Annotated in this window: 12 protein-coding genes and 2 pseudogenes; 9 read left to right on the top strand and 5 right to left on the bottom strand. The window is 68.1% G+C overall.

What is annotated here, in order from left to right; translation table 11 throughout:
- Positions 1–309 precede the first annotated feature (309 nt).
- A pseudogene (locus OHA64_RS03145) lies at positions 310–1,254 on the bottom strand (MFS transporter); the annotation flags it as partial.
- A 335-nt stretch (positions 1,255–1,589) separates the two neighbouring features.
- Here OHA64_RS03145 and OHA64_RS03140 point away from each other — a divergent pair.
- Together OHA64_RS03140 and OHA64_RS03135 are read left to right on the top strand one after the other, a co-directional pair.
- Positions 1,590–2,429 carry an endonuclease/exonuclease/phosphatase family protein gene (locus tag OHA64_RS03140; RefSeq protein WP_405607417.1) on the top strand — a complete coding sequence of 280 codons (840 nt, stop codon included), beginning with the start codon at positions 1,590–1,592 and terminating at the stop codon, positions 2,427–2,429.
- Between the two features lie 108 nt (positions 2,430–2,537).
- Positions 2,538–4,112, top strand: a complete 1,575-nt coding sequence (locus OHA64_RS03135; RefSeq protein WP_405607414.1) for a hypothetical protein — start codon at positions 2,538–2,540, stop codon at positions 4,110–4,112.
- A gap of 363 nt (positions 4,113–4,475) precedes the next feature.
- Here OHA64_RS03135 and OHA64_RS03130 read toward each other — a convergent pair whose 3' ends face one another.
- A complete protein-coding gene (locus tag OHA64_RS03130) occupies positions 4,476–5,333 on the bottom strand; it encodes a helix-turn-helix domain-containing protein (RefSeq protein ID WP_405607411.1) in 858 nt (285 codons plus the stop codon).
- A 100-nt stretch (positions 5,334–5,433) separates the two neighbouring features.
- Here OHA64_RS03130 and OHA64_RS03125 point away from each other — a divergent pair, with 100 nt between their 5' ends.
- Entirely contained in the window at positions 5,434–5,997 is a 564-nt protein-coding gene (locus OHA64_RS03125; protein WP_405607408.1) for a YceI family protein, read from the top strand.
- 143 nt (positions 5,998–6,140) lie between these two features.
- Here the strand turns inward: OHA64_RS03125 and OHA64_RS03120 are convergent.
- Positions 6,141–6,312, bottom strand: a pseudogene (locus OHA64_RS03120) (IS630 family transposase); the annotation flags it as partial.
- Positions 6,313–6,488: 176 nt separating this feature from the next.
- Here OHA64_RS03120 and OHA64_RS03115 point away from each other — a divergent pair.
- From OHA64_RS03115 to OHA64_RS03095, 5 genes are all read left to right on the top strand, one after another.
- Complete coding sequence (locus OHA64_RS03115; protein WP_405607405.1) at positions 6,489–6,938, top strand: DNA-binding protein; 450 nt, start codon at positions 6,489–6,491, stop codon at positions 6,936–6,938.
- Positions 6,939–7,190: 252 nt separating this feature from the next.
- Positions 7,191–8,237: a D-erythronate dehydrogenase gene (denD, locus tag OHA64_RS03110; protein ID WP_405607402.1), complete on the top strand. Its 1,047-nt coding sequence runs from the start codon at positions 7,191–7,193 to the stop codon at positions 8,235–8,237.
- A 219-nt stretch (positions 8,238–8,456) separates the two neighbouring features.
- Entirely contained in the window at positions 8,457–9,317 is an 861-nt protein-coding gene (locus tag OHA64_RS03105; RefSeq protein ID WP_405607399.1) for an oxygenase MpaB family protein, read from the top strand.
- 225 nt (positions 9,318–9,542) lie between these two features.
- Positions 9,543–9,923 (top strand): hypothetical protein, encoded by a 381-nt coding sequence (locus OHA64_RS03100; RefSeq protein WP_405607396.1) that lies wholly within the window; start codon positions 9,543–9,545, stop codon positions 9,921–9,923.
- The gene (locus OHA64_RS03095) at positions 9,920–10,375 is read left to right on the top strand and encodes a MarR family winged helix-turn-helix transcriptional regulator (protein WP_405607393.1); all 456 of its coding nucleotides are present in this window, start codon (positions 9,920–9,922) and stop codon (positions 10,373–10,375) included. The genes OHA64_RS03100 and OHA64_RS03095 overlap by 4 nt, the downstream gene beginning before the upstream one ends.
- Positions 10,376–10,482: 107 nt before the next feature.
- Here OHA64_RS03095 and OHA64_RS03090 read toward each other — a convergent pair whose 3' ends face one another.
- Entirely contained in the window at positions 10,483–11,058 is a 576-nt protein-coding gene (locus OHA64_RS03090; RefSeq protein WP_405607390.1) for a dihydrofolate reductase family protein, read from the bottom strand.
- A gap of 219 nt (positions 11,059–11,277) precedes the next feature.
- On the opposite strand from OHA64_RS03090, the gene OHA64_RS03085 reads away from it, so the two are divergent.
- A complete protein-coding gene (locus OHA64_RS03085) occupies positions 11,278–11,802 on the top strand; it encodes a hypothetical protein (protein WP_405606455.1) in 525 nt (174 codons plus the stop codon).
- Between the two features lie 44 nt (positions 11,803–11,846).
- Here OHA64_RS03085 and OHA64_RS03080 read toward each other — a convergent pair whose 3' ends face one another.
- Positions 11,847–13,052, bottom strand: a complete 1,206-nt coding sequence (locus OHA64_RS03080) for an IS110 family transposase (protein WP_405606453.1) — start codon at positions 13,050–13,052, stop codon at positions 11,847–11,849.
- Positions 13,053–13,305: the final 253 nt, after the last annotated feature.

The raw sequence follows: 13,305 nt of genomic DNA, 5'->3' as shown, positions 1-13,305 counted from the left end.
GGACACTCCCATGTGGTGCGGGACACGTCAAGAAGCGGAACGAAGACTCTTGGGTAGTTCTGCCATCACTGTGTTGGCGTCCGAGAGGCGTCCTGCTCCGAGTGGTAGTTCACCGCTTACGCGATGTTGTGGTGCTCTCGCCGGTTGCTCGCGTCGCGTGGCCGGAAGACCAGCGAGCCGGATCCTGCTCTCCGAGTGCGACCTTGCGTAGCGGGGCTCCACGTGCACGGGCCCGGTGCTCGGAAGCACCGGGCCCGTTGCCCGTACCCGCCCAGTCCCCACAGGTGGGCGCGGGCCACCACATGCCGCTTACATGTGGACTGTGGGGGCGGCGTCCGCGTCGACAGCGGGGACGCCGCGCCGGTAGAGCAGCGCGGTGATCAGTGCGCCGGCCGCGAAGAAGCCGGCCGACCACCAGTAGGCGGTGGAGTAGGACTCCAGTGCGGCCTGGGCCTGGCTCAGCTTGCTGGTGGGGTCCTTGCCGACCAGGTAGGAGGTGGCGGCGCCGGCGGCGAGGGTGTTGAGCAGGGTCGTGCCGATGGAACCGCCGATCTGCTGCATGGTGTTGACGGAGGCCGAGGCGACTCCGGCGTCCGCGGCGGCCACTCCGCTGGTGGCGAGACTCATGCCCGGAGCCATGATCAGGCCGATGCCGAAGCCGGTGACCAGCAGTGGCGGCAGGATGTGGGCCGCGTACGTGCTGTCCATGCCGAGAGTGGTCAGCCAGACCAAGCCGACGGCTCCGAGGAGCATGCCGAGCGGGACCACGATCTTCGGGCCGAAGCGGGGGATCAGGTAACTGGTGGACGTGGTGGCGGTCACCATGAGGGCGCCGACCATCGGGAGGAAGGCCAGGCCCGTCCGGACCGCGGAGAAGCCGAGGCTGAGCTGCATGTAGTAGGTGAGGAAGAGGAACACGCCGAACATTCCGGCACTGGAGATCAGCATGGCGACGAAGGAGGCGCCCCGGTTGCGGTCAAGGAGTACGCGCAGCGGCAGGAGCGGGTGCGAGGCCTTGGTCTGCCACCGGGTGAAGGCCGTCAGCAGTGCGGCACCGGCGGTGAGGAAGCCCCAGGACAGCGGCGAACTCCAGTCGTGGGACTCGGCGTTGGAGAAGCCGTAGACGATGCTGAAGAGGCCGGTGGTGACCAGTACGGTGCCGGGGATGTCGAGCTTGGAGCTCCGGTCGCGAGCTGTGGGCTTGAGCAGCATCAGGCCGCCGACGACGACGAAGGCCGCGATGAAGAGGTTGACCTAGCTTAGGGAGTGCTGGATCGAAACGCAAGCGTTTCGTTTGGGGGGGGGTGTGTGACGCCCTTCGGTTCCGTCGGCCGTCGGTGCAGTGGAGACCCGACCCTTGGGGGCTGAGCTGGTCCAGGGGATCCTCAGCCCTCGCCGTGGTGTTGTCGAGCGGGTCGAGGAGTGGGCGTAGGACGAGGGTGGCGACGCGTGCGGAACCGTCGTCAAGGGGAGGCGGGCGGGGCGATGGAGCTTGGTGAAGGGGAAGAAGCCCGTGTTGCTGACAGCCCCATCCCATAACCTTGTGCACGGAGCCGTCAGTTGACAGATGTATGCGACATGAGGAGGCGATGGTGCTCGGAAAGGCCACGCGGTGGTTCGTGGGTGCCATGACCGTGGCCTGCATGGTGCTCGTCGGCGCCAGTGCACCAAGCGGTGCCCTCTTCGCCAGGTCGCTGCCCGTGGATGCCGTCAAGGAAGTCGTACCGAACCGGGTCATGACGTGGAACATCTGCAACCCCTGCGAGGAAGGCAACGCTGACCGGGCGGCGGAGATCGCCACGTATGCGCCCCAGGTCATTGGCCTGCAAGAAGCATGCGTGCGTGACGTCGAGAGGATCCGGGACTATCTGGAGAGCCTCTACGGGCTGGTTTACCACGTCGAGTACGGGATGGTTCTTCAGAATTGGGGCCGCTGCGGGGGAGCGCCGTGGAGTCCGGGAGCCTTCGGCCAGGCGGTGCTCTCGGCGGCACCGATGACAGACCGCGTCCATGTGGAATATCCCGACGGCGGATCCGAAGACCGTGGGTACATGGCAGTCACCACCACGGTGGGTGGCCGGCCGGTCCGGGTCTTCAACACACACCTCGCGCAACGACGTCAAGAAGCAGTCCGAGCAGACCAGACCGGCGTACTAGCCGCGGCCGTCGCCCGGCACGACCGCGCAATCGTTCTCGGCGACTTCAACGCGGTGCCTGGTGCTCCCGAACTCGCCCCGATATGGGCACTGGCCGCGGATGCGGATCCCCAGTGTCATCCCGAGACCATCGGCACCTGCAAGACGACCACTGACTGGCACAGCAAGTTCGACTACGTCTTCCTGCGAGGAATCGCCCCGCTCGGGCAGCGCGTGCAACCCACCCCGTACTCGGACCACCATCTGGTGTACACCGACCTGGACGTGACTTAGGCGACAACTGCCCTCGGTGCAGGCCGATGTGGCCACGAAAATGAAGGGTCCCATGGCGCCGGGCATGCCGTTGGGCAACCTTCTGGGCATCTCGCGCATCACATGTGTATGAAATCCAAGTGCGGGGTGCTCGGGTCGGTCCTGGCTGCCATGGCGCTCGCCCTGGTGCCCGGTGCAGCAGCCGTGGCCGCCGTGGCCGACGATCCGTCTGCGACACCGTCCCCCTTGCCGACGCAGGCATACGCGACGATCGAGGCGGACAAACAGCTCAACGTGGGGTCGGCGGCGCAGTCGGCCGAGGTGAGCTGGATGTTCTGGGACGGCGGAGCGCAGGTTCCCGTACCCACGAACGACACGCTCGTCATCGATGCGCGTGACCTGGCCGGCATCGCGAGCGTCGCCGTCGACGACCCGAGGTGCAAGGACGACGGGCAGGTCATCACCTGCGTCAACTCGGATTCCTCGCAGAGGCGTTCGGTCGGGTTCACCCTGCGTGCGGAGGCGGGCGCCGCCCCCGGCGCCAGCGGTACGATCACGTACACCATCAGCGCCGACCACGCCACCGGCACCACAGCGAACGCGAAGGTGGTCGTCGGCATCCCGAACCTGATCGTCGGCAAGGTGCCGGACGTGACGCACGCCAGGATCGGGTCCCGCATCGATGTGCCGCTCCAGCTTCGCAACACCGGGGATCTGGCCACCGACCGGCGCGTCATGTTGCGCTGGGAATCGGTGGGCGGTCTGATCTTCGACCGGAAGTTCTCCAACTGCGCCTACGGCGAAGGCGATGAGCCCGGCGAACCCGGCAGCCGGACATCCGTCACCTGCGTTTTCCCGATCGGCCCGGACTCCGTGCCCGCAGGGACCACCGTTGAGCTGAGCAGCCCCCTGACTGCCACCGTCGGCGAGCACGTCCTGACCGCCGTGACCGACTACTCGGTCGAGCTACTGAAACCTGGCGTAGAGCCCGGCGGCGGCAGCCACCAGGGCACCGGGCCGGCGCTCACCCTGGTGCGCGCGTCCGGAACGGGAGGCGGCTTCGAGAAGGACGCCGAGGGCCGGTTCACCATCGCGGCCGACAACTCCGCGGATCTCGCGGCCGAGGCCACGACGAAGCCGGGCCGCAAGGCGGGCCAATGGACCCTGGACCTCAACGCCGTGAACCACGGTCCGGCCTCCGTGTACGGAGTCGACAACAAGGCCGTCGCCGTGGTCGATGTTGTCCTCCCCGAGGGGACGGTCGCGACCGGCAACGCCTACATGGAGGGGGAGGACAGCCCTTACGGCCCCTGCCTTCTCTGGATCAGCAGCACCAGGACGGCGCCTTTCGAGGCGGGGCATCGGCACTACCTGTGCACCGTGCCGTTCGGTGTCGCGGCCGGTAAGAGCCAGTTCTTCGAACTGTGGGTGAAGACAGACAAGGGGTACGACGGTGCCAAGGGCACGGCGACCGTGCGTCCTGGCCCGGCCGGCATCCCCCTCCACGACCCGGACGTCTCCAACGACAGCGTCACCTTCGCCTTCGGCGCTTCGGCGACACCGAATGCGGCGGTACCGTCCGGCCACACCCTGGCCGCCACGGGCGCGGGCCGGACGACACTCGTCGCCACTGCCGCAGGCAGTGTCGCTCTGCTGGGCGGCATGGTCCTCGTCGTCCGCCGCCGCAGGGGTTCTTCCCACTGAGACGCCGGACGATCTTGTGGACCAACGACCATGACGAGGTGACGCCGCGAGGCCGCGGGGCCGCGCCCCTGCACCCCTGCGCAACGACCGCGGCCACTTCGCCGGCGACGAGTCAGTCCTGGAGCCACCGCCGCGGCGGCCGCTACTGACCCGCCCGCAGTGCACCTGGCGGGTGCCGCGCGGCGGTTGCGGTCTGCATGACGTCCTGCGGCGCGCCGTTCCATCGAGCACGGCGCGTCAGCGCCCTGTTCGCCGAACTCGAGCCCCAGCCGGATGAACCCGTTCTGGGGTGCAGGTCATGCTGATTCACCAGGTCGCGGGCCACGCGGCAGGAGTGAGATTACGGTGTCGCCTCCGCGAAGGTCAGCCGCTCACCGCTCGTAGTGCCCCCGGCCGGCGGCCATTGAGACGGTCGAGCGCGGAGGCCGTGGCCTCGTCGGCAGGCATGTGCACCACCAGGCGCTGACCCTCGTCCGGAAGCGCGAGCGTCTCGAACGACAGACGCAGGCGGCCCGCCACGGGGTGCTCGACCAGCTCGAGCCCGAACCGGGAGGGCAGGGTCGGAACAGAGGCGAGCCGGTCGGTGAACGGCGCCCCCACCGCCGCCGTCAACTCGTTGGCCAGGGCGGCGACATGAGGGTCGTGCAGCGTGGCCTCGTTGCGCAGATGGGCGACCTGTTCGTCGGCCAGTCGGTCCCACCCGGGGAACACGGTGCGGGCCCGGCGGTCGGTGAACACGTACCGCACCATGTTGGGCGCGTCGCCGTCCAGCAGGCCGAGCGGGCGGGCGTACCGCTCGTAGCCCTGTGTGCAGGCCACGATGTCTCCCATCCAGTTGAGCAGGACGGCCGGGGCGGGCTCGAGACGGTCGAGGAGCGCCCGAAAGGTGGCGCGCACCGTACGCACCGGCGGTGCGGTGACCGACTGGCACAGCTCCTTGCCGCCGCTGTGTATCTTGGCCAACCGGTGCAACAGCAGAAGGTCCGCCGTCGACAGCTGGAGGATGTCGCCGAGGGCGCCGAGGACCTTGGGTGAGGGGTTGCGGTCACGCCCCTGCTCGAGCCGGGTGAGGTACTCGACGCTGATGCCGGCGAGTGTGGCGAGCTCGGCGCGGCGCAGCCCTGGCGTGCGACGGCGAAAGCCCGCGGGTAGGCCCACGTCGGCCGGGGTGACGGCTTCGCGGCGGGTGCGCAGAAAAGTGCCCAACTCGTTGTCGTTCACCACTCGAACGTACAACGTGTCCCGGTGCGGAGGGTGGCCCTGCCACTACTACCATTCGCCCGGCCTCCCTCCGCTGTCGCCGGGCCCGCAGGATGGAGCCATGAGTAATGACACCTCCTCGAACACCGCTGCCACCTCCGTCTCCGCGCTGCCCCTCACCCCCGGCGAGTGGGAACTCGACCCCCACCATGCGGCGGTCAACTTCACCGTCCGCCACCTCGGGATCAGCAAGGTGCGCGGCCGGTTCACCGAGTTCACGGCCGGACTGTACGTCGGTGAGGCCCTCGACGACGTGCGGGTGACCGCGGAGATCGCTCTGGCCTCCATCGACACCGGGAACGCTGACCGGGACGCGCACACCCGCTCGGCCGAGCTGCTCGACGTGGAGAAGCGGCCGACGATGACGTTCCGCTCGACGCGGATCTCCGGGGAGGGCGACGACTGGACGATGGAGGGGGATCTGAGCATCGGGGACGTGACCCGACCGGTCACGCTCGCCGTCGAGTTCGGCGGGGTGGTGGATGCTCCGCTGGACCAGAAGAAGCACGCCGGGTTCGAGGCGACGGGCGAGATCCGGCGCGGCGACTTCGGGCTGAACTTCGCCCCCGGGCTGCTCGGTGACGTCATCAAGATCCACCTGGACATGCCGTTCATCGCGCCGTAGGGCCAGGTTGGCTGATTGAGGTACGTGCGGCGGCCCGCGGGGAACTCCCCGCGGGCCGCCGCACGATCATCGCTGCTGGGCATCGCCGACGATGACACGGTCGTGGCGTACGACGACGTCGGCGGTGTCGTCGCCGCACGCCTGGTGGCCGGCAGCCGGTCGGGACGCCGTTGTTCGGTGCAACCCGAGCCCGCGGTTGGCCGGTTCCCGAGCGGGCCGAACTCGTCGAACGTGAAATCCCGATCCGGGAAGCGGTCCAGGGACGTGCTCGATCCAGTCCAGCTTCGTCTCCTGATCGGGGTCAGGGGACACCTTTTCTGCCCTTCCTGGTCGGTCATTCTGCGCACACGGAGGGGCTCGGCCACCGCGCCTCCAGCGGTCGGGTCGGAGGTCATCCAGCCAAAGGGGCAGGCGCATGAAGCGGCAAGAAGTGAACAGATTGTTTACAACGGTTAGTTGACATCAAGTCGTGCGCATCTCATCCTCATCTCATGCCTTCGACTCCTGATCAGCACACCGACCCCTTCACGCCTCCGAAGCCTGAGCAGGCGCGAGCACACCGCGTGTACGCGTCCCTGTTTCGCATCGCCGAGCGACACGCGACCACTGACAAGCAACGCAACCGACAGGTTCATCCTTCGGTCATCGGGCCGCATGAGGCCGTCCGACTTGTGTCGTTCCTGCTCAGCGGAGCAGCACAGCCTGATGACGGCGAACCGGAGGTGGACCACGCTGATATCACCGCTGCATTGAGCCTCGTCCCACTGGTTCGCGGGGAGATGGACGAATTGGAAACCGGACTCCTCCAGATGGCACGGGGCCGCGGCATGACCTGGCAGGAGATCGCTTTCGGACTCGGGCTTGGCACTCCGCAAGCCGCCAGGCAGCGATACGAACGACTGGCCAGCCGCGCCACAGCCGACGCGGACGGCTCGGAGTAGAAGGAACTCTCCCGGATTCGCTCGCCAGTTGGCGGGGGCGTCTGTACCCAGATCAATGGTCCCAGTACAGCCACACCGCGCGTCCGGCGGCCTATCGAGGACATCCCAGTCGCCTGAGGGGACCGAGGGCCGCGTTGGATCTCCCGCAGGTGACGCTGGAGGATTTGCCGGCCTCACCCCTCACTTCAAGGGCATCGTTGACGGAGTGAACCGTGCGGCCGGCCGGCTGCACGACTACCGAGGAGGCTCCGCATGAGGATCGTCATCACGGGTGGCTTCGGCTTCCTGGGACGACAGGTCACCAGCGCACTGCTCAGGACGCGGACATGCGGAGGGGCACCGATCGGGCGCCTGGTGCTCGCCGACCGGATCGTGCCGTCCGAGTCGCAGTCGGCGTCCGACCCGCTCGTGGAGATCGTCCGGGGCGACCTGATCGACCATCTCGATGAGGCGTTCGCAGAGCCGGTGGATGTGCTGATCCATCTCGCGGCCGCCGTATCGGCCGAGTGCGAGGCCGACTTCGACCTCGGCATGAGCGCCAACCTGGACACCACCCGCGCGCTCCTCGAAGCCGCCCGTGCGCAGTCGGCGGCCGGCGGGCCGACGCCGCGCCTGGTGTTCTCCAGCAGCGTGGCGGTCTACGGTGCCGACCCGGCGCTCCCGCTCCCGCCTGTCGTCAGCGAGTCGACCCTGCCCACGCCACGATCCAGCTACGGGATCCAGAAACTCGTCTGCGAGCAACTGGTCGCGGACTACACCCGGCGCGGTTTCGTCGACGGACGCGTCGCCCGTCTGATGACGGTGTCGGTGCGGCCCGGCCTGCCGAACGCGGCCGCCTCCGGCTTCCTGTCCGGCATCATCCGCGAGCCCCTCGCGGGCCTTCCGGCCGTCTGCCCCGTACGTCCCGACCTGCGGGTGGCCCTGGCCTCGCCGCGACGCACCGTCAAGGCAATCCTCCGCATCGCGGAAGCAGAGCGTGGGGTGGGCAGGGGCCGGCTCGAGGGTGGACTGCCAGTCAACCTTCCGGCACTCACCGTCTCGGTCGGCGAGATGCTGGCCACGCTGCGGCAGGTGGCCGGCGGTGCCGTCGCCGACCTGGTGACGATCACGCCCGACCCTGCCGTCGAGGCCCTCGTGGGTTCGTGGCCCTCCGTCTTCGACAACGCGCGCGCCGCAGCGCTCGGGCTGGAGCCCGACCCCAGCTTCGTATCGGTGGTACGGGACTACGTCGCCGACCACCCCGACGCAGTCCTGGCCGACACATCGCTCGCAGCGGGACAGCCCCGCCAGGGTCCATAGCGTCCGACGGCGCGCCCGGCGCGTCGCACCGCGGGGAGATGTACGCAGCGCCAGCGACGGGGCTCGCCTGTCCCTCGCCGCTTCACCCGAGCCTGTCGATGTGTGCAATGCGCATCTATCGTGGGTCGTGTCGGTGCCGCCGGACGGTGAACCCCGCAGCCGTGCCCCGGTTCGGGCCGGTATCGCGGACACTGGGCAGCAGGAGAGGGGAGGCCGACCGTGTTGACCGTAGTCCGTGAACAACTGGGCCAGGCCCTGTTCCGCCGTGTCGCGGGCCCCGACGGACCGGCGACGCGTAGCCGCATCCACGACACCCCCGGGCCACGCTGGTTTGGACCGGACCGCCCGATCCGCGCCGTCCATGGTGACGCCTCGATGTTCATCGGTGGGCTGAGCGCACTGCTGTTGCAGTCCCTGCATCCGCTCGCCATGGCGGCGGTGGCCGCGCACTCCGGTTACCGCGGCGACCCGTGGGGCCGACTGCAACGCACCAGCACCTTCCTGGCCGTGACGACCTACGGCACCGCCGCGGACGCTCAGCGGGCGGTCGACCACGTCCGCGGCATCCATGAGCGGATTCGCGGGACGACGGCCGAGGGTGTGCCCTACCACGCGGCCGATCCACACCTGCTCGGCTGGGTGCACGCCGCCGAGACGGACAGTTTCCTGCGCGCCCATGAACGCTTCGGGGCCCGCCCGCTGGACGCCGACGCCTACGACGCCTACGTCGCCGACACCGCGCGCGTCGCCGAGGCGCTGGGGGCGAGCGACCCACCACGCGACCGCCGCGAGCTGTCCGAGCGCCTGATCGCCTACCGGCACGAACTCGGGGCCACGTCCGAGGCCCGGGCCGCCGCCCGCTTCCTGCTGTTCCGGCCTCCCCTGCCCCTTGCGGTACGGCCGTTCTACGGCGGGTTGGCTGCGAACGCCGTCGCGCTCCTCCCGCCCTGGGCCCGTGCGATGCTGTGGCTGCCCCGGGTGCCGGTCGTCGAGGGCCTCGCCGTACGCCCGACTGGACAGGTCCTGACCCGGACCATCCGCTGGGCCATGACCCCACCGCGCCAGTCCAGCGTGGCTTGAGCTGCACGGCAGAAGGTATCCGGCCTACGGCGACATCCCACCCGAAGCGGGAAGCCGCCACCTGCCCAGGCTTCCGCTCTGGACCGCGGCCTTCTTCACCGTGCACGGAGTCGACCGCGCCGAGCGGGTCCTGACCGGCGGTGCCTGGCACTGCCGGTTGCGAGGCTGGAGGTTGTTGACCGTCCCCACTTCCAGATATGTATGCGCTTCGCATACACTTCAGTCATGGAGTCAGAACTGGAAGCAGCCATCAACGAGTGGCACGCGAGCGTGAACGACGGCGACCTGGAGCGGTCGGCGAGGGCGGTCGGTGATCCGGTCGTCGTTCTGGGTCCGAAGGGCGCCGGCCCGATCACGCCCGAGCAGTTCGCGGACTGGGTGGATCGTTCGGGCGTCAAGCTCATTGCGCGGTCGTGGCATCCGGTCAGTGAGCGGCTCATGGTCGTGGAGCAGGACGCGACCTGGCCTGGGGGCAAGGCCCCGGCTCACGTAGCGACGGTGTTCCGGGTGGTCGGCGAGAAGGTGACTGCCTCTCTCCGGCTGCCTGATGTGAAGTCGGCGCTGGAGCTTGCCTCCATCTGTCACGAGATGGCGGCCACCGAATGAGCAGCACAGGGCCGGGACAGGTCTTGTTCGCGTTCGTCCGGCACTGGTCGCGTAGATCATCGGTCGGCGACCACACGGCCGCGGCGGGCCGCGCTGCCGAGCAAGGTCGTCTCGTGCTCGTCACCGAGTCTGTCCACACCCTGACCCAGCGAGGGGCCGTGGCAACGGTCAATGCCGTCGCCCACGAGATCGGCATCGACCAGAGCGGAGCATCACGCCTGGTCAAGGGCGCGACAGAGCTCGGATACCTGACCATGCAGGCATCGGAGACAGACGGTCGCCGACGCCAGGCGACGGTCACCTCGTTCGGCCACACCATGCTGGAACAAGCTCATGACTGGCAGGAGCAGGTCTTCGACCGGCTGGCAGAAGGCTGGAGTGAGCAGCAGCGCCGCGACTTCCAGCAGGCGATGACGGACCTGATCGACCGCTCCTACGCGCTGGACACATGACCCACGCCGATATGCGCCACTGAGCCTGGAAGGACGGGCCACGGCGATGGGACGGCGCCGCCTCTGGCGCCGCCGACGCATCCGTACAGGTCGATGGTCCGTACAGGTCAATGGAGGGTGGGGCGGTAGATGAGCTCTTGGATGTGACCGTCGAGGGTCCGGTTCTCGATCAGCTCCAGGTCGAAGTCGGACGCACCCTGGAAGATCGAGTCCAGCCCGGTCTGACCGGTGATGACAGGGAAGAGCGTCACCTGCAAGCGGTCGACCAGGCCGGCGGCCATCAGTGCCCGGTTCAACGACAGGCTGCCGTGCGAGCGCAACGGCACCTCGGACTCCTCCTTGAGCCGGGCGACGACGTCGACGGCGTCACCGCTCACGAGGGTCGCGTTCGGCCAGTCGAGGGGGCCTTCCAGCGTCGTCGACACCACCGTCGTCGGCAGGTTCCTCATCCGAGTGACCCATGGGTCACGTACATCGGACTCCTCGGAGCTCGAGGCCAGCATCCGCGCGAATGCCCGATACGTGTTGGCTCCGAAGACCATCCGCTGCTCCGTGCCGTACAAGGCAAGGCGGTGGTCGAGCAACTCGGGGCCTTGCTTACCCCAGTAGCCGCTCCAGTTGGCGCTGGCGGCGCCGTAGCCGTCGAGGCTGGAAAAGACGTCGAAAGTGTAGGTGGCGGCCATGTCGTTCTCCTCGAGTGCGGCTGATCCGTGTGGGTACCGACTGGCCGTCTTCTCTGGTTGGGCTTCGGCGACCGTCGCACCCATAGACCCAGCACGCTTCCGAAACTCATCGCTGGGACAATCGCAGATGCAGGGCGGTTCTGTTCACCGCAGTCAAAATCGCTGGTGTGACTGATTCCCAATGATGCTTGTCAACCAGTGAGCCGTAGGGTGCGGCTCATGGATTCGTTGATCGCTGCCGTCCGTGAACAGGACGAGGCTGCCGGCTTTCTCGCCTGGCCGGGCGACTTCGACCTGGACCGAGGCGACCATGTCGAGGAAGTCCGCCTCGCCTCGGGGGCTGCGCTCGAGGGTTTCGCCGGCGACGGCGCTGGGGGCACGTACTTCTTCTGCGGTGAAGGTGGCGAGGAACGTCCAATCCTCTATGCCGACTCCGAAGGAGGTGCGGCGCTGGTTGCGATCGGCCTGCCCGAGCTCCTGCGGCTGCTGCTGGTCGCCCCTTGGTGGCGCGACTGCCAAGCGTTCACGGAGGAGGAAAGTCTCGAGCTCGCGGCCGAGTACCTGGAGGACATGCCGGATCTCGTGGCCCGGAGAGACAGTGCCGCGGCGGCCGTGGGCCTCGACCTGCCGGCCCAGGCAGACGTCTTGGCCCGCTTGCGGGAGGTAGCTGTTCGGATGGGAGAAGACTTCGTCCTCATCTTCACGCCGGAGGGCCACTCCTACGAGCCTCTCATCAGGAACTGAGACACACCGCGGCAGCAAGCACGCGCCGTCCCAGGCGACAGGGATCAGCCCACCGCGAGACCGCGCTGAGGTGGTAGGACGTCGAAGGTTCGCTGGTCGCGGATGAGGGCCCACAGGACGTCGAGGCGTCGACGGGCGAGGGCGAGGATCGCCTGCTTGTGGCTCTTGCCCTCGGACCGTTTTCGGTCGTAGAAGGTCTTCGAGGTGGGGCAGAAGCGAGCGGCGATTTGAGCGGAGAGATAGAAGACGCGCAGGAGCCGGCGGTGGTAGCGATATGGCCGGCGCATGTTGCCACTGATGCGCCCTGAGTCCCATGGGACCGGGGCGAGACCAGCGACTCCGGCGAGGCGCCCCGCACTCCCGAAGGCGTCCATGTCCCCTCCGGTGCAGGCGATGAACTCCGCCCCCAGCAACGGGCCCATTCCGGGCATGCTGACGATCACTTCCGCGTCGCGATGCTCACGGAAGCGGGCAGCGATCTTCAGGTCGATGCTGGAGATCTCCTCGTCCAGCGCCAGTACGGCCTTGGCCAGGGTGTGGACCACAGCTGCGGCCGTGGTCTCCCCGGCGACAGCAGTGTGCTGGGCCTGCGCCGCGGCGACGGCAGTGTCGGCCAGGGCCTGCGTGCCGCGCACTTTGCGGTTCTTCAACCAACTCGCCAGTCGGCTCGGACCGATCCGTCGCAAGGCAGCCGGTGTCTGGTAGCCGGTCAGCAGCACGAGAGCACCTTTGGATGCGGCGTAGTCGAACGCCCGCTCCAGAGCAGGGAAGTACTCCAGCAGCTGAGCCCGCATTCGGTTGATGGCCCGCGTGCGGTCGGCTGCCAGATCGTAGCGGCGAGCGGTGAGAATCTTCAGGTCCACCGCGATCTCATCCCAGTCCTGCAGAGGTTGCAGGTCCCTGCGCATCCGGGCCTGGTCGGCGATGACGTAGGCGTCCTTGGCGTCGGTCTTGCCGTCCCCTCGATAGCTGTGGGAGGCGTGGTGAACCGTGCGGCCAGGGATATAGAGGAGCCTTTGGCCGTGACCGGTGAGCAATGCGATCAGCAGGGCGGCTCCGCCCGCGTTCAGGTCGACGGCCCAGGTCACCGGGGCATCCTGAGCCAGAGCGAGGACGTCGCGTATCAGCTCCAGCAGTTCCGCCTCGTTGTTTGGTACTCGGCGTGAGAGCACCTTCGCCCCGTCTGTGTCGATCACCGTGCAGTGGTGCGCGGCCTTGCCGGCATCCGTCCCCGCCCAGAGCTCGGGCACCCGAGCCTCCCTCGTCGATCAGTTGACTGGTCCCTGCAGACGACCACGCCGACGTGTCCTTACGAAGCGATCTCTGTTCGCGCATCCCAATGAGTGGCCGTGTCGTCGCGGGGCGCTGGGCGGCCTATCAGTCAAAGCCACACGGACGGCATGAGCGCTTTCAGCCACACCCAGGCCCCTGGGTCTCCCGATCGTACGAAGGAGCGGAATCAACCCGCCAACAAGGTAAGGAGCGTTTCCGTTGACGGGGTTC

The sequence above is a fragment of the Streptomyces sp. NBC_00076 genome (assembly GCF_045041235.1).
Taxonomy (GTDB): domain Bacteria; phylum Actinomycetota; class Actinomycetes; order Streptomycetales; family Streptomycetaceae; genus Streptomyces.
This window is presented reverse-complemented; position numbering and strand designations above follow the sequence as displayed.